Source organism: Bordetella genomosp. 10 (assembly GCF_002261225.1).
Classification (GTDB): domain Bacteria; phylum Pseudomonadota; class Gammaproteobacteria; order Burkholderiales; family Burkholderiaceae_B; genus Bordetella_C.
Window position 1 is genome coordinate 450,498 of sequence record NZ_NEVM01000002.1, and the last position, 22,778, is coordinate 473,275.

The 22,778-nt window shown below is 69.3% G+C and carries 16 protein-coding genes; 13 read left to right on the plus strand and 3 right to left on the minus strand.

Going from position 1 to position 22,778, the window contains the following annotated elements:
- Positions 1–109 precede the first annotated feature (109 nt).
- Positions 110–2,830 (plus strand): hypothetical protein, encoded by a 2,721-nt coding sequence (locus CAL29_RS11445; protein ID WP_143277656.1) that lies wholly within the window; start codon positions 110–112, stop codon positions 2,828–2,830.
- 174 nt (positions 2,831–3,004) lie between these two features.
- Positions 3,005–4,312, plus strand: coding sequence for an MFS transporter (locus tag CAL29_RS11450; protein WP_094853160.1), 1,308 nt, complete (start codon positions 3,005–3,007; stop codon positions 4,310–4,312).
- A gap of 26 nt (positions 4,313–4,338) precedes the next feature.
- Here CAL29_RS11450 and CAL29_RS11455 read toward each other — a convergent pair whose 3' ends face one another.
- Positions 4,339–5,772 carry an MFS transporter gene (locus CAL29_RS11455; RefSeq protein ID WP_094853161.1) on the minus strand — a complete coding sequence of 478 codons (1,434 nt, stop codon included), beginning with the start codon at positions 5,770–5,772 and terminating at the stop codon, positions 4,339–4,341.
- Between the two features lie 285 nt (positions 5,773–6,057).
- On the opposite strand from CAL29_RS11455, the gene CAL29_RS11460 reads away from it, so the two are divergent.
- Positions 6,058–6,405, plus strand: coding sequence for an ArsR/SmtB family transcription factor (locus CAL29_RS11460; protein WP_094853162.1), 348 nt, complete (start codon positions 6,058–6,060; stop codon positions 6,403–6,405).
- Between the two features lie 111 nt (positions 6,406–6,516).
- Here CAL29_RS11460 and recJ read toward each other — a convergent pair whose 3' ends face one another.
- The gene (gene recJ / locus CAL29_RS11465) at positions 6,517–8,217 is read right to left on the minus strand and encodes a single-stranded-DNA-specific exonuclease RecJ (protein ID WP_094854025.1); all 1,701 of its coding nucleotides are present in this window, start codon (positions 8,215–8,217) and stop codon (positions 6,517–6,519) included.
- The gene (locus CAL29_RS11470) at positions 8,199–9,191 is read right to left on the minus strand and encodes a hypothetical protein (protein ID WP_094853163.1); all 993 of its coding nucleotides are present in this window, start codon (positions 9,189–9,191) and stop codon (positions 8,199–8,201) included. The genes recJ and CAL29_RS11470 overlap by 19 nt, the downstream gene beginning before the upstream one ends.
- A gap of 214 nt (positions 9,192–9,405) precedes the next feature.
- Between CAL29_RS11470 and CAL29_RS11475 the strand changes: the two genes are divergently transcribed.
- The 10 genes from CAL29_RS11475 to purL all read left to right on the plus strand — a co-directional run bounded on the left by CAL29_RS11475 (position 9,406) and on the right by purL (position 22,692).
- The gene (locus CAL29_RS11475; protein ID WP_256977382.1) at positions 9,406–10,638 is read left to right on the plus strand and encodes a lipoprotein-releasing ABC transporter permease subunit; all 1,233 of its coding nucleotides are present in this window, start codon (positions 9,406–9,408) and stop codon (positions 10,636–10,638) included.
- On the plus strand, positions 10,631–11,305 hold the full coding sequence (locus CAL29_RS11480) for an ABC transporter ATP-binding protein (RefSeq protein WP_094853165.1): 675 nt from the start codon (positions 10,631–10,633) through the stop codon (positions 11,303–11,305). The genes CAL29_RS11475 and CAL29_RS11480 overlap by 8 nt, the downstream gene beginning before the upstream one ends.
- A gap of 80 nt (positions 11,306–11,385) precedes the next feature.
- Positions 11,386–12,192, plus strand: coding sequence for a TatD family hydrolase (locus tag CAL29_RS11485; RefSeq protein ID WP_094853166.1), 807 nt, complete (start codon positions 11,386–11,388; stop codon positions 12,190–12,192).
- A gap of 232 nt (positions 12,193–12,424) precedes the next feature.
- The gene (locus tag CAL29_RS11490; protein ID WP_094853167.1) at positions 12,425–12,661 is read left to right on the plus strand and encodes a hypothetical protein; all 237 of its coding nucleotides are present in this window, start codon (positions 12,425–12,427) and stop codon (positions 12,659–12,661) included.
- Between the two features lie 272 nt (positions 12,662–12,933).
- The gene (locus CAL29_RS11495; protein ID WP_094853168.1) at positions 12,934–13,239 is read left to right on the plus strand and encodes a DUF4148 domain-containing protein; all 306 of its coding nucleotides are present in this window, start codon (positions 12,934–12,936) and stop codon (positions 13,237–13,239) included.
- 226 nt (positions 13,240–13,465) lie between these two features.
- A complete protein-coding gene (locus CAL29_RS11500; protein ID WP_256977383.1) occupies positions 13,466–16,012 on the plus strand; it encodes a DNA internalization-related competence protein ComEC/Rec2 in 2,547 nt (848 codons plus the stop codon).
- Between the two features lie 137 nt (positions 16,013–16,149).
- Positions 16,150–17,085: an alpha/beta fold hydrolase gene (locus tag CAL29_RS11505; protein ID WP_094853169.1), complete on the plus strand. Its 936-nt coding sequence runs from the start codon at positions 16,150–16,152 to the stop codon at positions 17,083–17,085.
- A 24-nt stretch (positions 17,086–17,109) separates the two neighbouring features.
- The gene (locus tag CAL29_RS11510; RefSeq protein ID WP_094854027.1) at positions 17,110–17,952 is read left to right on the plus strand and encodes a 3',5'-nucleoside bisphosphate phosphatase; all 843 of its coding nucleotides are present in this window, start codon (positions 17,110–17,112) and stop codon (positions 17,950–17,952) included.
- A gap of 76 nt (positions 17,953–18,028) precedes the next feature.
- Complete coding sequence (gene greB / locus CAL29_RS11515) at positions 18,029–18,577, plus strand: transcription elongation factor GreB (RefSeq protein ID WP_094853170.1); 549 nt, start codon at positions 18,029–18,031, stop codon at positions 18,575–18,577.
- 77 nt (positions 18,578–18,654) lie between these two features.
- Positions 18,655–22,692: a phosphoribosylformylglycinamidine synthase gene (purL, locus tag CAL29_RS11520; RefSeq protein ID WP_094853171.1), complete on the plus strand. Its 4,038-nt coding sequence runs from the start codon at positions 18,655–18,657 to the stop codon at positions 22,690–22,692.
- The last annotated feature ends 86 nt before the right edge of the window (positions 22,693–22,778 follow it).

Below are 22,778 nucleotides of genomic sequence, written 5' to 3' on the forward strand. Positions count from 1 at the left end.
TGGCGCGTGCCGGCATCCTTGTCCCGAAAGCGGGGGCGAGGGTGCGGGGCGTGTCATGAACGGATTGCCGGTGCAATCGTATTTGAAGGAATCAATGATTATGGCGACGATGGGTGCAGCTTCCGTAAATCCAGGGAGCCAGCGGTTCGATGGCCAGCACGATCTCTCCGTCGCGCAGGACAGCGAGTTCCAGCCGGGCGGGATGGCGGCAGAGATGGCCGGCGGCGGCATCCGGGCTTGCGGGTCGGCCGCGCCGCGGGCCGCGACGCCGCGATACGACGCGGTTCCGTCCGATTCGATGGAGGCGGTCCGCTTCCGGCCTGCGCCCGCCTCCGCGCCGCCGCGCGCCGGCGGCGCGGCGTTCACGCCGGTGAACCGGCCCAACACGCTGCGCGAGACGTTGGGATTGATCGTGGAATTGCTGCGGAACGTCTTCAGCGCGTCGCCCTATCGGAATTGCCAGATGAGCTGGCATGGGCCGCGCGACACCAGGACGTTCGAACAGTTCTTCAACTTCGTCGAGCAGGAGCGTGCGCCGTCGCGGGCGGACGTGGATCGCTTGATGGATAACCTCACGGGGCTGGGCGCCAGGCTCGGCGATGCCTATTTCGAGCGGATCTGCGAGAAGACCTTGCAGCAGGCGCAGGACGTGCCCGCGCTGCGCCAGTTGCAGGAAATCCTGGATGCGGCGCGGTGGGCGCCCGACAGCGCGCAGGCGCCCGTGGACGACGATGCCGTCCGGCTGCGGGCGCTGCTGTCGAGATGCGTCGGGCAGCGCCTGGCCGGGCGTGAGCACGAGCAGTGCGAGCAATTGGCCGAAATATGCCGGGAGCGGGATGCGCCGCATTTGGGACGGGTGGTCGCCCGCCTCATGGAAATCGAGGGCAGCCACGATGACGCCGATGGCAGGCCGGCGCATGGGCGCGCGCCCTTGCCGGCGCGTGTCGCCGCCGCCGTCGGCGTGCTTGCCGTCGAGGAACAGCGGGAAGCGATCGCCGAGCTCGACCGCATCCATGCGGGGCAGCCGGCGGCGCCCGACCTCGATGGGCAAATCGGGGCCGCGCTGACCGCGTCGTTGAACAGATTCGCGCGGCTGAGCGACCAGGAACGAACCGTGATGCAGAAATTGCTGGACGTTCGGAGCGGCGGGGTGAAGGAGGCGACGTCCGCGTTGCGCAAGGCGCTGGAGGACTATCATGCCCGCCCGCTGGAAGCCCGCGATATCCGGCCGTGCCAGGCAGCCTTGTCCAGGCTGGACGCCGTGGCCGCGGAATTCGATTTCCTGGTTGCCACGGTGGCCGAAGTCAGGCTGGCCATGGGCCGGCAGTCCCAAATTCCGGCGCTCGAAATCGACGCGGCGCTGGTCGATCGCGCCATCCTGACGCTGTTCGAGGACATCGGCGCCACGGAGGAACCGCCGGATGCGGGGATGGATGACCTCGGCTCGCTGAAGATCGGGGCGGTGTGGCAATCGCAGCCGTATTTGCTGGAGCAGCTTGGCGACCTGCAGTCGTACTCCGGTGTGCTCGGCGATGCGTTGAAAATGCTGGCGGGCGAGCGGCTCGCGCGCCACGAGGAGCTGGGGGCGCGGCATATCGCCCATATCCTGCAGCACCGCCTGGCGCCGCGCCTGGACGAAGCGTGGGCCAGGCCGGCGCTTTGCGCGAGCGTCTTGCGGGACGTGCTGGACGAGGTCATGTACGTCGACCAGGCGCGCGGTATCCTGTCCGGCAGCCATGACATGTCCTTCCGTGTCGCCACGCCGGAAAGCTTGGGAAAGCTGCGGTCCGCGTTCCTCGATGCGGGACGGCGTGCGGACGGCGAGGCGTCGGACGCCAGCGTCTTCGAGCCGTTGTGGGAAGCGTGGTCTCACGTGGCGAAGACGCTGCATGAGGACATGCTCAAGGCGTTTCCCGAGGGGAAGCTCGATACGGGCAGGACACTGGGCACCGCGCTGCGTACGCTGGGCGATCTGGGCGGGCTGCTGGGGTTTCCCGCCGCCGATGCCGTCTGCCCGCTGACCGACGCGCAGCAGCGCGCCTGGCGGGCGGCCCTGGCCGCCAAGGTGGGGGTGGCGCTCGACGACGACGGCCGCATCCAGCCCGATGCGATGCGGCGCATCCACCCGCCCGTGCAGGAATCGCTCAGGAAGACGGACACCTTGAAATGGGAAACGTGGTCGGTCGCGGACGCGATGCCGGAGGGCGGGGAATGGGAGGTCGTGGGGGATGCCGCCGGGGTGGCCGTGGAAGGCGCCGATGCGCTGGAAAACCGGCAATTCGCGCAACACCGGGTGACCAAACAGTTCATTGCCGACTTCCTGACCCGGGGGGTGAACAACACGCTGTCGATAGACGGCAATGCCCTCGAGCCGCTCTCGGCGTATGCGGAGGACGCCAGCCCGGAGCCGGACCTGATGAAGCGGGCGCTGCGCATCGACGAATTCCTGACGGAACTGGAGAAAGCCAGGCCGGGTTCTTCGGAGCGCGTCATGCTTTTCCTGCACCAGGGCCTGGCCGCCTTTTATTCGATCGGGATGATGGGGGCGGAGCGCGCCTTGCCGCTGGCCAATCCGACGCAATACGCGTTCCACCTGACCTCGATGGCGAACCAGGACATCAAGCTGAAGGTGGCGGTGCGCTTCGACGAGATAGCGAAGCTGCAAAAGCTCGCCGACGGCGCCTGCTACCTCGCCGATTGCGACGGCGGCACGGCGGAGTACAGCAACGTTATCGTCATCCCGCACGATCCCGACCAGCCCGTGCGTCAGTTGGGGCTGATGGCTTTCGAAATGAAGGCCAAGGCGGCGAGCGCGTTCATGGCGGCTTGAAACCGGCGTTGCGGCCGATCCCGGGGGGGCGGCCGCATTGTCCGGACGCGGCGGATTTGCAACAGGGCGGGGCGGCTTGCCCTGTGCGGCACTGGACGCCGGTGCTAAATTCCGCCAGGAAAGCCGAAGAAAGCCGCCCATCGTGGCGGCTCTTTATAAAAGAGAGGAGACGGTATGGAGAACGTTGCAACGCCGGGGCAAACCCCGGCCTCCGTGAGCGCGGAGGATCAGCTATATCGCAAGGTCACGCTGCGGCTGGTGCCTTTCCTGGTGCTTTGCTATGTGGTGGCCTACCTGGACCGGGTCAATGTCGGTTTCGCCAAGCTGCAGATGTTGTCGGACCTGAAGTTCAGCGATACGGTCTATGGCCTGGGCGCGGGGATATTCTTCGTGGGCTATTTCCTGTTCGAAGTGCCCAGCAACATCATTCTGCACAAGGTCGGCGCGCGCATCTGGATCGCCCGCATCATGATCACCTGGGGCATTATCTCGTCGTTGATGATCTTCGTCTCGACGCCGGGGATGTTCTATGCGCTGCGCTTCCTGCTCGGCCTGGCCGAGGCGGGTTTCTTCCCCGGCATCATTCTTTATCTCACCTACTGGTTCCCGCACGCGCGGCGCGGGCGCATCACCACTTTCTTCATGACGGCGGTGCCGCTGTCGGGCCTGATCGGCGGTCCCATCTCGGGCTGGATCATGCACACCTTCCACGGGGATCACGGCATGGCCGGCTGGCAGTGGCTGTTCCTGCTGGAAGGCATACCCTCCGTCATCATCGGCGTGATCGTCCTGCTGTGGCTGGACGATCGCATCAGCCACGCGAAGTGGCTGTCCGATAGCGAAAAGGCGGTGCTGGCGCGCAATATCGAGGCCGAGGAAAGCCGCAAGGAGGATCCGCCGATCCGCGAGGCGATGGCCAAGCCGCGGGTGTGGGCCATGGCCAGCATCTATTTCTCGTTCGTCATGGGGCTGTATGGCGTCGGTTTCTGGCTGCCGACGCTGATCAGCAATACCGGCGTCAAGGACCCCCTGGCCATCGGCCTGCTGACCGCCGTGCCCAATCTGTTCGCGGTGGTGGGGATGATCATCATCTCGCGCAGTTCGGACCGCCAGCGCGAACGGCGCTGGCACCTGGCGGTGCCGGCGCTGATCGGCGCGATCGGCCTGGTGGGGTCGGCGATCTGGGCCGGCAACACCTGGCTCGCCATCGTGTCGCTGACCCTGGCCAATATCGGCATCTGCACCGTGCTGCCCTTGTTCTGGAGCCTGCCGACGGCCGTGCTGGGCGGCACCGCCGCGGCCGCGGCCATTGCCTTGATCAACTCGGTGAGCAATCTGGCCGGCTTCATCAGTCCCTACCTGGTCGGCTGGCTGAAGGACACCACCGGGTCGACCAGCAGCGGCATCTATGTGCTGGCAGCCTGCCTGTGCATCGGCGCGCTGGTGGCGCTGGCGCAGCCGGCGCGGCTGGTGAACCGCTGACTCGCTGAACTGCTGAACCACCGCCGTCAGGCCGCCCCGGCCCGCGCGCCCGCGGCGCTGGCCTTGCGCGGCAGGGCCAGCGACACCAGCAGGCCCAGCGCCAGGCCCGCGGCCGCCAGGTAGAAGGCGTGCCGCGCGCCCATGGCCAAACCGTCGCGCATCGCATCGCCTTCCAATCCGCCGAGGCCGCGATTGGCGAAAGCCACCAGGACGGCGATGCCGATGGCGTTGCCGACATTGAGCGTGGTCGACGCCATGCCCGAGGCGATGCCTTGTTCCCGATGCGCCACGCCCGATGCGGCGGCGATCCACATCGCCGTCCAGACGATGCCCTGGCCGATGCCGGAGACCACCAGGCCCGGCACGATGTAGCCATACGGCGCGCCGGCATAGGCCGCCGGCGCGAGCGCCAGCGTGCCGGCGATGCCGATCGGGAAGCCGGCGAGCAGGGTGGCGCGCGTGGACAGGCGGTTGGCCAGCCGCGCGCCGAGCTGCGTGCCCGCGAAGATCGCCAGCGAGGGCACGATGAAGGCCAGCCCGGTCTGCAAGGCGCTGTAGCCCTGCACGCGCTGGAACAGCACGGTCAGGAAGTACGGCAGCGCGCCGAAGCTGCCCATGTAGATGAAGGTGATCGCCATCCCCGCCGCCAGGCTGCGGTTGCCGAACAGCCGCACCGGCATCAACGGGTCGCGGCTGCGCGATTCGATGCGCGCGAAGGCCAGCAGGAATAGCGCCGCCAGCACCACCGACGCGACGATGGGCGTGGCGCGCCAGCCGTCTTCCGGCCCTTGCACCAGGGCGTACACCAGCAGGGTGGCGCCGGCCGTCACGGTCAATGCGCCCGGCAGGTCGAAGCCGCGGCGCACGGCGCGCGGCGCGTCCTTCGGGATCACGAGGAAAGCCGCCAGGATGGCAATGCCGGCCAGCACGACGTTCACGAAGAACACCGACGGCCAGTCATAGGCGCTGGTCAGCAGGCCGCCCGCCAGCGACCCCAGCGTCAGCCCGCTGGCGCCGGCGCCGCCCCAGATCGCCAGCGCGCGGTTGCGCGGCGGACCTTCCTCGAACAGCCGGTTGATCAGCGACAGCGTGGCAGGGAACAGCAGCGCCGCGCCGATGCCCTGCACGGCGCGCGCGACGACGATCACCGCCGGACTCCAGGCCAGGCCGCCGACCAGCGACGACAGGGCATACAGCCACAGCGCGAAGATGAACATGCGGCGCTGCCCCAGCAGGTCGGCCGCGCGTCCGCCCAGCAGCAGGAAGCCGCCGCAGAACACGGTGTAGGCGCTGACCACCCATTGCAGCGTCTGTGCGGAAAAGCCCAGGCCCGCGCCGATTTCCGGCAGCGCGACGAAGACGATGTTGATGTCCAGCGAATAGATGAGCTGCGCGAAGGCGAGCAGCGCCAGGCTCCCGTTCAGGGAGCGGTGGGCGCCGGCGGGAGGAGGGGAAGGCATGAAGGACTCTCCGGATGTTGATCGGGCCATTGGTCGATGCGATGGCGTGATGTGCGTAGCTGTGTACGTTAGTACGAATACATACGTACTATAACAGTACGAGAACTATCGAACAATTAAGCCGCGAGAAGCGGCCGGCGCCGGGCCGGAAATGAAGGAGAGGAAAAAGGAGAAAGAAGGGGGAGAGAGAAAGAGAGGGATGGAAGGAGAAGAGGGCAGTTTCCGGATACGAGGGCAGTTTCAGGATAGTTTGTAGGTACTCGTACTATTCAGTACACTGCCCGGATGATCCCCAATCATCCCGACCGCGGCCAGATCCGCCTGGAAAACGTGTTGACCGCGCTCGGCAACCCCCTGCGCCTGACGGTGGTGCGCGCGCTCGCCGCCGGCGAGGAACGCGCGTGCAGCGCCGTCCTGCAAGGCATTCCGAAGTCGACGCTGACCCATCACTGGCGCGTGCTGCGCGACAGCGGCGTGATCTGGCAGCGGCCCTATGGCCGGGAAAACCTGCTGTCGCTGCGCCGGGAAGACCTGGAAGCGCGGTTTCCCGGGCTGCTCGACGCGCTGCTGGGCGCCGTCCAGAACGATGCGTTGACGCGGGAAGCGACGGCGAAGAACCTGCCCGAGGCGTGAGCGCGGCGCGCATCCCTCGTCCGGCGCGGCATGGCGAACGCCGGATATCGAACGCCGAACATTGAACGAGGGACGTCGAACGAGAAACGCGGGACGACGCTCGCCCCGCGCTCAGGACGCGTGCTCGATGACCAGTTGCACCGACACCATGCCGTTCCAGATGTTCTGTTCCAGGCGATACACCACGTCGACCGTGTCCGGCAGCAGTTCCGCGTGGCCGAACCAGATGGCCTCGAAGCGCTGCTGGCCGCGTTCCAGCGAGAGTTTCAGGTGCTTCTCGCCCAGCAGCCGCTGGCTGCGCACGCGGAAGGTGTCGAGGAACAGGGGCGCGGCGAAGCCGGCGCCCCAGACCTGTTGTTGCAGCAGGCCGGCGACGTCGGCGTTGGCGTAGCCCGATTCGAGCGACCCGTCGGTTTCCACGACCGGCTCGAAGCTGTCGCGGCCGGTCAGCTCGCGCACGGCGGCGTCGAAGGCGGGGCCGAAATGCGCCAGGCCGTCGCGGCCCAGCGTCAGGCCGGCCGCCATCGCGTGGCCGCCGAACTTGCGGATCAGGCCCGGATGCCGCTTGGAAACCAGGTCCAGCGCGTCGCGCAGGTGCACGTCGGGAATCGAGCGGCCGGAGCCGCGCAATTCATCGTCGCCGGCCGGCGCGAAGGCCAGGGTGGGGCGCCAGTATTTTTCCTTCAGGCGCGAGGCCACCAGGCCGACCACGCCCTGGTGCCAGCTATCGTCGTAGACGCAGACCGTCGCGCCGACCACGTCCGCGCCGGTCTCCAGCGAGGCCAGGGCCTGTTCGCGCATGGTGGCCTCGATGGTGCGGCGTTCGCGGTTGATGGCGTCGAGCTGGCGGGCGATTTCCAGGGCCTCGCCTTCGTCGTCCGTGGTCAGGCAGGCGATGCCCAGGCTCATGTCGGCCAGGCGGCCGGCGGCGTTGATGCGCGGGCCCAGGGCGAAGCCGAGATCGAAGCTGCTGGCGTTGCGCGGCTCGCGCGCGGCCACGGCGAACAGGGCGCGCAGGCCGGGCTGCATGCGGCCGCTGCGCATGCGCTGCAGGCCCTGCGTGACCAGCAGGCGATTGTTGGCGTCCAGCTTGACGACGTCGGCCACGGTGCCCAGCGCCACCAGGTCGGACAGCGCGTCCAGGCGCGGGCCGCCGTCGGCCGGGTAGACGCCGCGCCGGCGCAGCTCCGCGCGCAGCCCCAGCATCAGATAGAAGATGACGCCGACGCCGGCCAGGTTCTTGGACGGAAAACCGCAGCCGGGCTGGTTGGGGTTGACGATGGCCAGGGCGTGCGGCAACTGGTCGCCGGGCAGGTGATGGTCCGTGATGACGACGTCCATCCCGGCGGCGTTCGCCGCGGCCACGCCGTCGACGCTGGCGATGCCGTTGTCCACCGTGACGAGCATGTCGGGCTTGCCGGCCGGATGGCGGCAGGCCAGCTCGACCACCGCCGGCGACAGGCCGTAGCCGGTTTCGAAACGGTTGGGGACCAGGAAGTCGACCGTGGCGCCCATCATGCGCAAGGCGCGCAGGCCGACCGCGCAGGCGGTGGCGCCGTCGCAGTCGTAGTCGGCCACGATGAGCAGGCGGCGGCCTTGCTGGATGGCGTCGGCCAGCACGCGGGCGGCGTGCTCGCAGTGGGTCAGGCCGGCGGGCGGCAGCAGCGCGGGCCAGCCCAGGCGGACGTCGTCGGGATGCGTGACGCCGCGCGCGGCCCACAGGCGCGCCAGCAGCGGATGAATGCCCGCGGCTTCGAGCACGCGGGTGATCTGGAAATCGGCGGGACGTACGGTCAGGCGCGGGGGGACCACCAGGCGCTCCAATTCTTTGCGGACGAGGGCAGCCAGCCCAACAGGGGGCTGCGCGGTTTCAGGGTGAGGTCGACGCGGCGGTCGCGCCCGAGCAGCAGCAGCTCGACGGGCTGCGCGGGCAGGCCGCGGCGGTCGGACAGGGGCTTGAACACGCGGGCGTCCATCTGCTGCAAGGCGTTCAGCCAGGCGCCCCAGTCTTCGGCGGCGAAGGCCGGCAGAAGATCCTCGACGATGCGGAGGGACGCCGGCGAGTTTGCCGCCGACGCCGATGTCGATGCCGCGGAGAGCGCGCGCCAGGGCGCGGCGCCGCCGTACAGCCACAGCGTGTTGACCGGCGGCAGGCCGCGTCCGGCGCGGTCCTCGTTGACGGGATGGTCGTGCCAGACCATCTGGATTTCGTTCATCAGGCGGCGCCACGGGCGCACGGCGGCGTCCTGGTTCCACCAGCCGGCCAGCGACTGGCCGCCGACGGCGGCGGGGCTGGCGGTGCGCGGATGCAGGTCCGCCGGCAGGCGCACGCGCCAGCGTCCGGGTTCCAGGGGATGGGCATCGAAACCCGTGCCCTCGAAGAGCGGCCGCGCGGTCTCGTAGAGCGCGGCGCCTTCCTCCGCGCTCAAGGTCAGGGCCTCCATGGGCAACAGGTTGGCGTTTTCGGTGCTCAAGGCCACGTGGGCCAGGTCGGCGATCCACACGGGATCCAGGCTGTCGCGGGGCGCGCCGGCCGTGGCACGCGCCAGCAAGGGTCCCAGGCCAGCGCCGATCTGCTGGTCCGGCGCCGGCTGGAAGCCGGCGCGTTCCAACTGCCACGCCTCGTAGGGCGTACAGCCGGCGTCATGGGGGTCGAAACCGGCGGCGCGGGCGTCGGCGGCGCGCAGCCAGGCGTGCAGGGTGGGAGCGGCGGTTGGCAGCCGCTTGGCCAGCTCGCCGGCGATGGGCGGGCTGGCCGGCAGGGCGCCGGGCAGGACGATGAGCATGGCGGGATTGTAGTGTGTGACGGGCCGGGCGGGTCCGGGGGTCGAAATCCCGGCGCAAACGCGCGATCCGCCCCGCCGCGCGCCCCGTACATATCCCTCACATATATTTGCAATCCAGGCGGAGGCGGGGCTGGCGGCGGCGCGCCGTAATGGCCATAATGCGCGGGTGCTGAAAATACCCTACGAATTTTGGATCGGCGCCCGCTACGCGGGTATGGCCCGGATCACCAAGCGTCGCGGCCGCCGCGATCGTTTCATCTCGTTCATCGCCGCCAGTTCCATGGCCGGCATCGCGCTGGGCGTGGCGGCGTTGATCGTCGTCCTCTCGGTCATGAACGGCTTCCAGAAAGAAGTGCGCGACCGCATGCTGTCGGTATTGCCGCACATCGAACTCTACGTGCCGGGCGCCGACGCCGACCGCGTGCTGGGGCAGTGGCAGGAGATCGCCCAGGCCGCCGAGCGCAACAAGGAAGTCAAGGCCGCGGCGCCCTTCGTCGCCGCCCAGGGCATGATCGTGCGCGGACAGAGCCTGCACGGCGTGCAGGTGCGCGGCATCGAGCCGGACATCGAAGGCAAGGTCTCCGACATTCCCAAGCAGATGGTGGCCGGCAACCTGGACGACCTCAAGCCCGGGTCCTTCGGCGTGGTGCTGGGACGCGACCTGGCCAGCAGCATGGGCCTGGTGGTGGGCGATACCGTGCTGATGCTCGCGCCGCAAGCCTCCATCAGTCCGGCGGGCTTCGCGCCCCGCATGCGGCAGTTCACGGTGGTGGGGATATTCTCTTCCGGCCACTACGAATACGATTCCTCGCTGGCCTTCGTCGCCAACGAGGACGCCGCGCGCGTCTTCCGCGACACCGGCGTGGCCGGCGTGCGGCTGCGCATCGCCGACATGCAGCAGGCGCCGCGGGTGGCGGCCGAACTGCAGCAAAGCCTGCCGCGCTACATCAGCGCCAGCGACTGGACGCGCAACAACCGCACCTGGTTCGCCGCCGTGCAGACGGAAAAGCGCATGATGTTCCTGATCCTGGCCTTGATCGTGGCCGTGGCGGCCTTCAATCTGCTGTCCTCGCTGGTGATGGCCGTCAAGGACAAGCAGTCGGACATCGCCATCCTGCGCACCCTGGGCGCGAGCCCGGGCGAAGTGGCGCGCATCTTCCTGGTGCAGGGCGCGCTGATCGGCGTGGTGGGCACCGTGGTGGGCGTGCTGGGCGGCATGCTGCTGGCCTACAACATCGACGTCATCGTGCCGTTCATCGAGCATTTGTTCGGCGTGCACTTCCTGCCGCGCCAGGTCTACGTCATCAGCGAGCTGCCGTCCGATCCGCAATCGTCGGACATCATCAGCATCGGCGTCACCTCGCTGGTGCTTTCCCTGCTGGCCACGCTTTATCCGAGTTGGCGCGCCTCGCGCCTGCAACCCGCGCAGGTGCTGCGACATGACTGATTACGCATTGCATGCCGAAAACCTCGTCAAGTACTACGACGAGGGCGGGGCGCGGATCGATGTGCTGCGCGGCGTCAGCCTGAGCATCGCCCGCGGTGAAATGCTGGCGATCGTGGGCGCGTCGGGTTCCGGCAAGAGCACCTTGCTGCACATCCTGGGGCTGCTCGACGTGCCCACCACCGGCACCGTCACCGTCGACGGCGTGGCCGCGGCGGGCCTGAGCGAAGCCGGCAAGAGCAATCTGCGCAATCGCAGCCTGGGCTTCGTCTACCAGTTCCACCACCTGCTGGCGGAATTTCCGGCGATCGACAATGTGGCGATGCCCCTGATCGTGCGCCGCGTGAGCCGCGACAAGGCGCGCGCCGCCGCGCGGGACGTGCTGGAGCAGGTCGGCCTGGGCGCGCGCGCCACCCATTATCCCGGCCAGTTGTCGGGCGGCGAACGCCAGCGGGTGGCCTTGGCGCGCGCCCTGGTCACGCGCCCGGCCTGCGTGCTGGCCGACGAGCCGACCGGGAATCTGGATCGCGGCACCGCGCACAATATGTTCGAGCTGCTGACCCGCGTGAACAAGGAGTCGGGTACGGCGTTTGCCATCGTCACGCACGACCGCGAACTGGCCGGACGCGCCGACCGCCAACTGGCCATGGAAAACGGACGGCTGGTCTGATTCCAGTCCGGCGCGGGGCGTTTTCCCGCGCCGCCGGGCCCTGGATGGGGCGGCCGTTCCTCCTGTCTTCCGGAGCTGCCATGCTGATCGACACGCACTGTCATCTGGATGCCGCCGAGTTCGACGCCGATCGCGACCGGGTGGTCGCCGATGCCCAGGCGGCCGGCGTGCGCGGCATCGTCATCCCCGCCATCGGCCGCGCCAATTTCGAGACCGTGCGCGATTTGGCGCATGCCACGCCGGGCGGCGTCTATGCGCTGGGCATCCACCCGCTGTACGTGGAACGCGCGTGGGACGACGATCTGGCGGCCTTGCGCTCGGCGGTGGAGCAAGCCATGGACGACCCGCGCTTCGTCGCGATCGGCGAGATCGGCCTGGATTTCTTCGTGCGCGAGATCGCGTCGGGGCCGGCGCGGGAAAAGCAGGAACGCTATTACGCGGCGCAGTTGGACCTGGCTGCCGAATTCGGCCTGCCGGTGCTGCTGCACGTGCGGCGCTCGCAGGACATCATTCTCAAATACCTGCGGCGGCACAAGGGCCTGAGCGGCATCGCCCATGCGTTCAACGGCAGCGCGCAGCAGGCGCGGGGTTTCGCCGACCTGGGATTCGCCTTGGGCATCGGCGGGGCCATGACCTTCGAGCGCGCCTTGCAGATACGCCGTCACGCCAAGGACATGGGGCTGGAGCATCTGGTCCTGGAGACCGATGCGCCCGATATTCCGCCGGCGTGGCTGCATGCGCCGGACCGCCGCAACACGCCGGGGCAGGTGGCCGGCGTGGCGCGCGCGCTGGCCGAGTTGCGCGGAAGCGGCCTGGCGGCGGTGACGGGCGGCACGGCGGCGACCGCCATGCGGGTGCTGCCGCGCTTGGCGCGCGCGTTGGCATGAGCCATTAGCCTACGCGCGGGCGTAAATCCTTTGTCTTGCGTCGTTTGTCTTGCCTGGATTCATCAGTTACGGCTTGATAATCACCGTGGATAACCGCGTTTGGTGGAATCGAGTATTCCACCGCCTAGGGTTAATCCCATCTGGCTTCAAGCGGAGAATCGGTCCAACGGGTTCAGCGGACGTGCCTGCCTCGCAGGCCTTCAAACCCGGATCACGGACTAGGAGAACTGCCATGAAGAAGACTCTCGCTACCTCGTTGATTCTTTCGTTTGCCTTGATCGGCGCCGCCCAGGCCGCGCCGGGCAGCGACACCGACAACATGCCGTTCCCGGGCGTGTACGGACAGGCCAATGCCGGGCCGGAAGGAAGCTCGCCGCTGGCCATGAGCGACGTGCCGCAAGTGCCGCAGGACCAGGCGACCCAGATGGCGGCCAGCAATCCCGACAACGTGCCTTTCCAAGGAAGCTGATCGCCAGGTTCCACGAAGCGCGGACACGAACCGTGGTCCGCGGCGCCCCACGGGGCGCAATGGTGGCCCCCTCATGAGACGGGGCCACTTTTATTTGGTGCTTTTCTCGGTTTTTTCATTTATTTGTAGTCACTATGGAATAGTGATTTCTATATTTCAGGGTTTATACCTAGTCCTTGTCGGCGCAGAATTCATCCATCGGGAACAGCAACAGACCGCCGGCAACAGTCAGCCGGGACTGCTCCCAATGAACAAGGACTAGGAGAACTGCCATGAAGACCAAGACCATTGCTAGCTCGCTGATTATTTCCTTCGCCCTGATCGGCGGCGCTGCCCAAGCCGACAACTCGCCGTTCAAGGGCGTCTACGGCCAGAACGACAGCTCGGTGACCCGCGAACAGGTCCAGGCCGACCTGCAACAAGCCAAGAACGCCGGCCTGGTGTCCCGCGAGGATACGGACAACGTCGCGTTCAGCGCGCAAACCGAGTCGGGCGTGTCGCGCGACCAGGTTGCCAACGAAGCGGCGAAGGCCCCCGGCGCCCTGAGCGACCTGGACAACGTGCCCTTCCAGGGCTGATAGACCCCCCGCCACCTTGGTCCCCCTCGCCAAGGTGGTTCCCCAGCGAGAGGTGGGGAGCATCAGGAAGTCCTCTCGACGAAGTAGATCGGCCCCGTGTTGTATACGGGGCCGATTTTTTGCTGCCGGGGCTCGCATATAAGAAGAAAACCGGCGTGTTCGTTTGGGCGCGGTCGCGGGTTTTGCGCGAATTGCCCGGCTAGGATGCGGATTTCGAGGAGTCCGCATGCGGGGGCGAGCGATCTTGCTGACGTGGGTGGGCGCCACGGTGGGCGTGCAGATGCTCGCGGAGCTGCCTGGGGGCACGGCGCGGAGCGGCCTTGCGTTGGCGGCCTTGGCGCTGATCGCATGCGGATATTGCGGACAGCGGGTTGGCGCATCGGCGATGGCGGGCGGGACGCGCGCCGGCTGGCGCGAATGGGCTTGCACGTCGGTCTACTGCATGGCGGCGGCCTGCGCCGCGACCGCCTATGCCGCGGAGCGCGCCGCCTGGCGCCTCGATGACGCCTTGCCGGAGATCCACGACAACGAAGTCGCCCGGGTGGTGCTGCGCATCGCGGGCCTGCCGGCGCAGCAGCGCGACCATGCCCGGTTCGACGCCGATGTCCTGCAGGCCATGCCGGGGCCGGCGCCCGCGAAGATCCGGGTCGACTGGTGGCCGCAGGGACGCGACGCCGAACTGCCGTCCCTGGCGCCGGGGCAGGTCTGGCAGGCCGCCTTGCTGTTGCGGCGTCCGCACGCCGCGCTCAATCCTCACGCCGCCGATGGTTCGGCGCGCCTCTTTCACGATGGGGTGCGCGCCCTGGCGTCCGTGCGCGGCCGGCCGCGGCGCCTGCCGCCGGAGGCCGAGGAGGCCGCTTCGCGCGGGTTCGCCGCCTTGCCGGTGCGCGTGCATGCGGCGCGCCATGCCTTGCGGACGCGCTTGCTCGGCGCCCTGGGCGACCGGCGCTACGGCGGCGTGGTGATCGCCCTGGCCCTGGGCGACCAAGCCGCCGTGGACGCCGGCGATTGGGCTGTTTTCAATGCTACCGGCGTCACGCACCTGGTCTCCATCAGCGGCCTGCACGTCAGCCTGGTGGCGGGTCTGGCCGGCCTGGGCTGGGCTTGGTGCTGGCGCCGGCTGCGCTGGCGCGGCGGGGGCGTGGCCGAACGGGTGCCGGCGCAGGTGGCGGGCGGCATCGCGGCCCTGGCCGTGGCGGCGGTCTATTGCGCCCTGGCGGGCTGGGGCCTGCCGGCGCAGCGGACGTTCTTCATGCTGGCGGTCGCGATCGGCGCGTGGCTGCTGCGCCTGCCCTTGTCGCCGGGCCGTGTGCTGGTGCTGGCGGCCGCGGTGGTCACGCTGATCGATCCCTGGGCGCCGCTCGCCGCCGGATTCTGGCTGTCATTCGGCGCGGTCGCGGTATTGATGGCGCGCGGCGGCCGCGGCGTGCGGCGGCCATCGGTGGACACCGGCGCATCGGGCCTGCAAGGCAGGCTGCGCCGGCAGGGTGCGCGGCTGCTGGCCGCGAGCCGGCTGCAACTGACCATCAATATCGCCTTGGCGCCGGTGCTGGCCGTCCTGACGCAGCAGTTGTCGGTGGCGGCGCCGCTGGCCAATGCCTTCGCGATCCCGGCGATCAGCCTGGTGGCCACGCCGCTGGCCTTGCTGGCCGCGGCGATGCACGCCTTGCCGGCCTGCTGCGCATGGCCGGCAGGCGCGCAATGGGCGGCATGGAGCGCCCACTGCGCGATCGCGTGGACCATGGCGCCGCTGACATGGCTCGCGGACCAGGCCTGGGCGGTGCGCCCGCTGGCGTCGCCGCCCTTCGTCCTGTTGGCGCTGGCGCTCGCGGGGACTGCCTGGGCCTTGATGGCGCCCGGCTGGCCAGCGCGCCGTTGGGGCTGGCTGCTGCTCTTGCCGGCCTTGGCGTGGCGGCCCGATCGCCCCGCGCCGGGTGGTTGGTCCATGACGGTGCTGGACGTCGGGCAGGGCGGCGCGGCGGTGGTGCGCACCGCGCGGCACACCTTGCTGTTCGACGCCGGGCCGCTGTCGCGCAGCGGCAGCGACGCCGGCGCGCGCGTGGTGTGGCCTTATTTGCGGGCGGAAGGCGTCGCGCGCCTCGACACGCTGGTGATCTCGCATGGGGACCTGGATCACGCCGGCGGCGTGCGCGGCGTATTGCGGGGCGTGGCGGCGGCCGAGACGTATGCGTCATTCAATCTGCCGGCGCGCATGCGCGCGGGGGCCTATGAGGTGCGCGGCGAGCGGGACGGGGCGGCAAGGCTTGGCGTGTTCCGCCGCTGCCAGGCCGGGCAGGCCTGGACGGTGGACGGCGTGCGCTTCGATTTCCTGCATCCCGTCTTGCCGGCGAGCGCCGGCGGCCGTCGCGCGCGGGATGGCGGCGGGCGCAGCAACGAAAACGGCTGCGTGCTGCGCATCCGGGGGCAGCACCACACCGCGTTGCTGCCGGGCGATATCGGCGTGAACCAGGAGGATGCGCTAGTGGACCGCCTGGGACGCAGCGACGTCGTGCTGGCGCCGCATCATGGCTCGGCCACGTCGTCGGGGGATGCGCTGGTCCAGGCCGCGGCGGCCACGCATCTCATCGTCCAGGCGGGCTACCGGAATCGCTTCGGCCATCCCGCCGAGCGCGTGCTGAGGCGCTGGCGCCGCGCCGGGACGGACATCTGGCGAACGGACCAGGACGGCGCCGTGCTGGTCGATTCCGGCGCGGCGGGCCTGCGCGTGCGCGCCATGCGGGAAGTGCGCGCGCGTTACTGGCATGGGCGCTGAGGATGGCGAGGGCGTGGCCGCGCGCACCAGCGGCCACGGGAGAGGGCGGTCATGGGCAGTGTCACGGTCCTGGCATAACATAGGGCGGTCATGCGCGTCGTCCGCGACCGTCATCCGATTTTGAACAGGAGCTCCCGATGTCCTCCCCGCGTCTCGATTTCGTCACCTGCGCCAGCCCCGCCGGCATGCACCGCATGGCTTATTGGGAGTGGGGCGATCCGGACAACGACAAGGTCCTGCTCTGCGTGCACGGCTTGACCCGCACCGGCCGGGATTTCGACACGCTGGCGCGCCGCATGGCGGGCGAATATCGCGTGGTCTGCCCCGACGTGGCCGGCCGCGGGGCCTCCGACTGGCTGGCCAACCCGGCGTTCTACACCGTGCCCCAGTACGTGGCGGACATGGTGACGCTGCTGGCGCGCCTGCGGCCGGCGACGCTGCATTGGGTCGGCACCTCCATGGGCGGCCTCATCGGCATGGCCCTGGGCGGATCGGCGGCGCTGTCCGAACGCATGCGCGCGGCCGGCGCGGGCCGGCCGGCGGGCGGTCCGGTCCTGCCCGAAGGCGGCTGGCACATCGGCAAGATGGTGCTCAACGACGTCGGGCCGCGCCTGCAGCCCCAGGCCCTGGCGCGCATCGGCGAATACGTCGGCGCGCCGGTCGACGTGGCCGATTTCGACGCCGCCGTGGCCTACGTGCGCGAGGTGTCCGCGGCGTTCGGCCCGCACACCGACGCGCAGTGGCGCGAACTGGCCGAGCACGTCTTCGTCGAGCGCAACGGCCGTTGGAGCAAGCACTACGACCTGAAGCTGTCCGTCCCCTTCGCGGTGCAGGACGAGGCGGCGCTGGCGGCGGGCGAGCAATTCCTGTGGCAGGCCTACGAGGCGCTCGATTGCCCGCTGCTGGTCCTGCGCGGCGAGCATTCCGACTTGCTGACGCAGGACACCGCGGCGGAAATGTGCCGGCGCAACCCGCGCGCCCGCGCGCTCGAGGTGCCGGGCGTCGGCCATGCGCCCACGCTGATGGCGGACAGCCAGATCGCCCCGGTGGCGCACTTCCTGCTGGAGGACTGACGCGCCTACAATAGGCGAATGACCATGTCCCGTTATTCCAACGTCGATCTGCATTGCCATTCCCGCGTCTCCGACGGCATCCTGTCGCCGCGCGACGTGGCCGCGCGTGCCTACGCCAACGGCGTGGACCTGTGGGCCTTGACCGATCATGACGAAGTGGGCGGCCTGGCCGAGGCCGGCGCCTCGGCGGCCGAACTGGGCCTGCGCTTCGTCACCGGGGTGGAAATCTCGGTGACCTGGGCGGCCCAGACGGTGCATATCGTCGGCCTGGGGTTCGATCCCGCCAACACCGCGCTGGTGGAAGGCTTGCGCGCCACCCGCGCCGGCCGCGCCGACCGCGCGCGCAAGATCGGCGAGCGCCTGGCGGACATGGGCATGCCCGGCGCCTTCGAGGGCGCCTTGCCGTTCGCCGGCAATCCGGAGCTCATCAGCCGCACCCACTTCGCCCGTTACCTGGTCGAGGCGGGCTACTGCCCGGACGTGCAGACGGTCTTCAACAAGTTTTTGGGGGACGATTGCCCCGGGCAGGTGGCCATCCAGTGGGCGACGCTGGCCGAGGCGGTGGGCTGGATCCTCGGCGCCGGCGGCCGCGCGGTCATCGCCCATCCCGGCCGCTACAAATACAGTCCGCTGCAATTCGACGCCCTGTTCGACGAATTCCTGGCGCTGGGCGGCGAGGGCATCGAGGTCAACACCGGCAGCCACACCGCCGAAGAGGCGCGCCGTTACGCGGAGGTGGCGCGCCGGCGCGGCTTCCTGGCGTCCTGCGGCTCGGATTTCCATAGCCCGCAGGAAAGCCGGCTGGACCTGGGCCAGTTGCCGCCCCTGCCGCCGGACCTGCGCACCGTCTGGCACGACTGGGAATGACGGTCTTCGCGGAACGAAGGTTTTTGCAGAATGACGGTCTAGGCAGAATGATGAGCTTCGCGGTGAACCAAGCGCAATGAACAAAGCTTTTGTAAAAGAGTCCGACCAGGACGACGACGAGGACATCCCGCAAGCCCAGGCCCTGCCGCCCGGCACGCGCAACTACATCACGCCGCAAGGCTATGCGCGCCTGCGCGACGAGCTGGCTCACCTGATGACCGTCGAACGCCCCGCCGTGGTGCAGGTGGTGTCGTGGGCCGCGTCCAACGGCGACCGCTCGGAGAACGGCGATTACCTCTACGGGAAGAAGCGGCTGCGCGAAATCGACCGCCGCATGCGCTTCCTGACCCGGCGCCTGGATATCGCGGAGGTCGTGGATCCGGCCCTGCAGCCCAACCGCGACCAGGTTTTCTTCGGCGCCACGGTGCTCTACCTGGACAAGGGGGGCGACGAGCACGAGGTGTCCATCGTCGGCGTCGACGAGGCCGAGCCCCTGGCCGGCAAGATCAGTTGGATCTCCCCGGTGGCCCGCGCCCTGATCAAGGCGCGCGAGGGCGATACGGTGACGCTGCGCACCCCGGGCGGGGTGGAGACGCTGGAAATCCTGGAAGTCCGTTATCCATAGGCGGGAATGGGCCGGAGCGGGCGCCGGGAGCGGTTAAAATCCCGCTTTGCTCCTTTTTCCCTACGGCGCCGCTCATCGTGTCCATCGTCCAGTACCTGCCCGGTTCATCCGTCCTGTCGTCCTTTCGCCGCGAGCGGCTGCTTGCGCAGCTAAAGCAGGCCGGCCTGCCGGTGGCCGATATCTCGGCCCGCTACGAACACTTCGTGAACTGCGACGCGGCCTTGTCCGCGGACGAGCAGGCGCGCCTGGCGCAGTTGCTGGAATACGGCGATCCGTATGAAGCCGCCGACAATCCCAAGGCCCTGGTCCTGCGCGTCATTCCGCGCCTGGGCACGATTTCGCCCTGGGCCAGCAAGGCCACCGATATCGCCCACAACTGCGGCCTGGGCGCGGTGCGCCGCATCGAGCGCGGCGTGCGCTACACGCTGGCGCCCGAACGCGGCCTGCTGGGCAGCAAGTCGTTTGACGCGGACATGCTGGAACGCGCCGCCGCGCTGCTGCACGACCGCATGACCGAAACCGTGGTCGACGCCGCTTTCGACGGGCAGGCGCTGTTCGCGCCGCTGGAAGGCCGCCCGATGCGCCAGGTGCCGGTGCTGGCGCAGGGCGCCGCCGCCCTGGTCGAGGCCAACGCCACCCTGGGCCTGGCGCTGTCGGAAGACGAAATCGAATACCTGGCGCAGGCCTTCGGCAAGCTGGGACGCGATCCCACCGACGTCGAACTGATGATGTTCGCCCAGGCCAACAGCGAGCACTGCCGCCACAAGATCTTCAACGCGCAATGGACCATCGACGGCCAGGCGCAGCCCAACACGCTCTTCGGCATGATCCGCGCCACCCATGCGGCGCAGCCCGACGGCACCGTGGTGGCGTATTCGGACAACGCGGCCATCATGGAAGGCGGCGTGGCCCAGCGCTTCCATGCCGGCGTGGCCGGCCAGGGCGACGATGCGCTGGTCTACAAGCGGCGCGAGACCACGGTCCACACCTTGATGAAGGTGGAGACCCACAACCACCCGACCGCCATCGCGCCTTTCCCCGGCGCGTCCACCGGCGCGGGCGGCGAAATCCGCGACGAGGGCGCGACCGGCCGCGGCTCCAAGCCCAAGGCCGGCCTGACGGGTTTCACCGTCTCGCACCTGCGTTTCGAGGACGCCGTGCAGCCCTGGGAGGCCGACCACCACGGCCTGCCGGACCGCATCGCCACGCCGCTGTCCATCATGATCGACGGCCCCATCGGCGGCGCCGCCTTCAACAACGAATTCGGCCGGCCCAACCTGCTGGGCTATTTCCGCAGCTACGAGCAGACCGCGGGAGGCACGCGCTGGGGCTACCACAAGCCCATCATGATCGCCGGCGGCCTGGGCAGCATCGACGCCGGCCTGACGCACAAGAACGTCATTCCGCCCGGCGCGCTGCTGATCCAGTTGGGCGGCCCCGGCCTGCGCATCGGCATGGGCGGCGGCGCCGCCTCTAGCATGGGCGTGGGCAGCAACAGCGCCGACCTGGACTTCGATTCGGTCCAGCGCGGCAATCCGGAAATCGAGCGCCGCGCGCAGGAAGTCATCGACCGCTGCTGGCAGCAGGGCGAGGCCAATCCCATCATCGCCATCCATGACGTCGGCGCGGGCGGCCTGTCCAACGCCTTCCCGGAACTGGTCAACGACGCCGGGCGCGGCGCCATTTTCGACCTGGCGCGCGTGCCGCTGGAAGAGTCGGGCATGTCGCCGGCGGAAATCTGGAGCAACGAGTCGCAGGAACGCTACGTCCTGGCCATCCTGCCCGAGGACCTGGCGCGCTTCGACGAGATCGCGCGCCGCGAGCGCTGTCCCTACGCGGTGGTGGGCGTGGCCACGGAAGCGCGCGAACTGCGCGTGGTGCAGGGCGAGGGCCTGCCGGGCCTGGATCCGGCGGGCGAGGCCGCGGGGCCCGTGCGTCCCGTGGACGTGCCCATCGACGTCATCCTGGGCAAGCCGCCGCGCATGTCGCGCGACGTGCAGCGCCTGCCGGCGATCGCCGAGCCGGTGGACCTGGCGGGCATCGACCTGACCGAGGCGGCCTACCGGGTGCTGCGCCATCCGACGGTGGCCAACAAGACCTTCCTGATCACCATCGGCGACCGCACCGTGGGCGGCCTGACCGCGCGCGACCAGATGGTCGGCCCCTGGCAGGTGCCGGTGGCCGACGTGGCCGTCACGCTGGCCGACTACGAGGGCTTCCGCGGCGAGGCCATGGCCATGGGCGAACGCACGCCGGTGGCCGTGCTCGACGCGCCGGCTTCCGGCCGCATGGCCGTGGCCGAGGCGCTGACCAACCTGGCCGCCGCCGACGTGGCGCTGGTGGAGAACATCAAGCTGTCGGCCAACTGGATGGCCGCCTGCGGCGTGCCGGGGCAGGACGCCGCGCTGTACGACACCGTGTCGGCGGTCAGCGAGCTGTGCCAGGCGGTGGGCTTGTCGATTCCGGTGGGCAAGGACTCCCTGTCCATGAAGACCGCGTGGACCGAGAACGGCGAGCCGCGCCAGGTGGTGGCGCCGGTGTCGCTGGTGGTGACGGCCTTCGCGCCGGTCAAGGACGCCCGCGCCACCTTGACGCCGCAGTTGCGCGCCGACGCCGGCGACAGCGTGCTGATCCTCGTCGACCTGGGCCGCGGCCTGCATCGCATGGGCGGCTCCATCCTGGCCCAGGTCTACAACCAGGTCGGCGACGGCGTGCCCGACATCGACGTGCCGCAGGACCTGCGCGCCTTCTTCATCACCATCCGCACCCTGGCCGAGGCCGGCACGCTGTTGGCCTATCACGATCGTTCGGACGGCGGCCTGTTCGCCACGGTGTGCGAAATGGCCTTCGCCGGCCGCACCGGCGTGTCCATCAACCTGGACATGCTGACCATCGACGAAAACTCGGCCGACTGGGGCGACTACAAGATCCGTCCGGAGCAGGTCAAGGTCCAGCGCGACGAGCTGACCCTCAAGGCGCTGTTCTCGGAAGAGGCGGGCGCGGTGATCCAGGTGCCGGCGGCGCAGCGCGACGCCGTCATGCAGGTGCTGCGCGGCGCCGGCCTGTCCAGGTTCTCGCACGTCATCGGCGGCCTGAACGGCGCGGACGAAATCGAGTTCTACCGCGACGGCCGCAAGATCTGGGGCCAGCCGCGCGTCGACCTGGCGCGCGCCTGGAGCGAGACCAGCCAGCGCATCATGGCCCTGCGCGACAACCCCGACTGCGCCCAGGCGGAATTCGACACCTGGCTGGACGCCGCCAATCCCGGCCTGACGCCGCGCGTCGCCTTCGATCCGCAGGAAGACGTGGCGGCGCCCTATATCGCCAGCGGCAAGCGCCCGCGCGTGGCCATCCTGCGCGAGCAGGGCTGCAACAGCCACGTGGAAATGGCCTGGGCCTTCGACACCGCCGGCTTCGACGCCGTGGACGTGCACATGACCGACCTGCTGGCCGGCCGCGTCGACCTGGCCACCGTCAACGGCATGGTGGCCGTGGGCGGCTTCAGCTACGGCGACGTGCTGGGCGCCGGCGAGGGCTGGGCCCGCACCATCCGCTTCAACAGCCGCCTGTCCGACCAGTTCGCCGCCTTTTTCGGGCGCCAGGACACCTTCGGCCTGGGCGTGTGCAACGGCGCCCAGATGTTCGGCGCGCTGGCCCCCATCATTCCCGGCGCGCAGGCCTGGCCGCGCTTCACGCGCAACCAGTCGCAGAAATTCGAGGCCCGGCTGTCGATGCTGGAAATCGCCGACTCGCCTTCGATCTTCTTCGCGGGCATGGCGGGCAGCCACATTCCCGTGGCCGTTTCGCACGGGGAAGGCTATGCCAATTTCTCGCAGCAGGGCGACGCGGGCAAGGTGGCGGGCGCGGCGTACTACGTGGACAACTACGGCAGCCGCACCGAGACCTATCCCTACAACCCCAACGGCAGCCCGGCCGGCCTGGCGGCGGTCACCACCGCCGACGGCCGCTTCATGGCCATCATGCCGCACCCGGAGCGCGTGACGCGCAACGTCATGATGTCGTGGGCGCCGGAACGCTGGGGCGACAAGGACGCGGGCGGGGCGTTCAGCCCCTGGATGCGGGCCTTCCGCAACGCCCGCGCGTGGCTGAAGTAATCGAACGGTACGGCGGCCCGCGCGGCCGCCGTTTTTTTACCGCCGGGCCGCCCCAAGGTAAAAAAGCCCCCTTGGGGGGCAGCAAG

Excerpts from the sequence above, each read along its gene's own strand:
- CAL29_RS11445 (WP_143277656.1), top strand. The coding sequence starts at position 110 with ATGGGTGCAGCTTCCGTAAATCCAGGGAGCCAGCGGTTCGATGGCCAG.
- CAL29_RS11450 (WP_094853160.1), top strand. The coding sequence starts at position 3,005 with ATGGAGAACGTTGCAACGCCGGGGCAAACCCCGGCCTCCGTGAGCGCG.
- CAL29_RS11455 (WP_094853161.1), bottom strand. The coding sequence starts at position 5,772 with ATGCCTTCCCCTCCTCCCGCCGGCGCCCACCGCTCCCTGAACGGGAGC.
- CAL29_RS11460 (WP_094853162.1), top strand. The coding sequence starts at position 6,058 with ATGATCCCCAATCATCCCGACCGCGGCCAGATCCGCCTGGAAAACGTG.
- CAL29_RS11470 (WP_094853163.1), bottom strand. The coding sequence starts at position 9,191 with ATGCTCATCGTCCTGCCCGGCGCCCTGCCGGCCAGCCCGCCCATCGCC.
- CAL29_RS11475 (WP_256977382.1), top strand. The coding sequence starts at position 9,406 with ATGGCCCGGATCACCAAGCGTCGCGGCCGCCGCGATCGTTTCATCTCG.
- CAL29_RS11480 (WP_094853165.1), top strand. The coding sequence starts at position 10,631 with ATGACTGATTACGCATTGCATGCCGAAAACCTCGTCAAGTACTACGAC.
- CAL29_RS11485 (WP_094853166.1), top strand. The coding sequence starts at position 11,386 with ATGCTGATCGACACGCACTGTCATCTGGATGCCGCCGAGTTCGACGCC.
- CAL29_RS11490 (WP_094853167.1), top strand. The coding sequence starts at position 12,425 with ATGAAGAAGACTCTCGCTACCTCGTTGATTCTTTCGTTTGCCTTGATC.
- CAL29_RS11495 (WP_094853168.1), top strand. The coding sequence starts at position 12,934 with ATGAAGACCAAGACCATTGCTAGCTCGCTGATTATTTCCTTCGCCCTG.
- CAL29_RS11500 (WP_256977383.1), top strand. The coding sequence starts at position 13,466 with ATGCGGGGGCGAGCGATCTTGCTGACGTGGGTGGGCGCCACGGTGGGC.
- CAL29_RS11505 (WP_094853169.1), top strand. The coding sequence starts at position 16,150 with ATGTCCTCCCCGCGTCTCGATTTCGTCACCTGCGCCAGCCCCGCCGGC.
- CAL29_RS11510 (WP_094854027.1), top strand. The coding sequence starts at position 17,110 with ATGTCCCGTTATTCCAACGTCGATCTGCATTGCCATTCCCGCGTCTCC.
- greB (WP_094853170.1), top strand. The coding sequence starts at position 18,029 with ATGAACAAAGCTTTTGTAAAAGAGTCCGACCAGGACGACGACGAGGAC.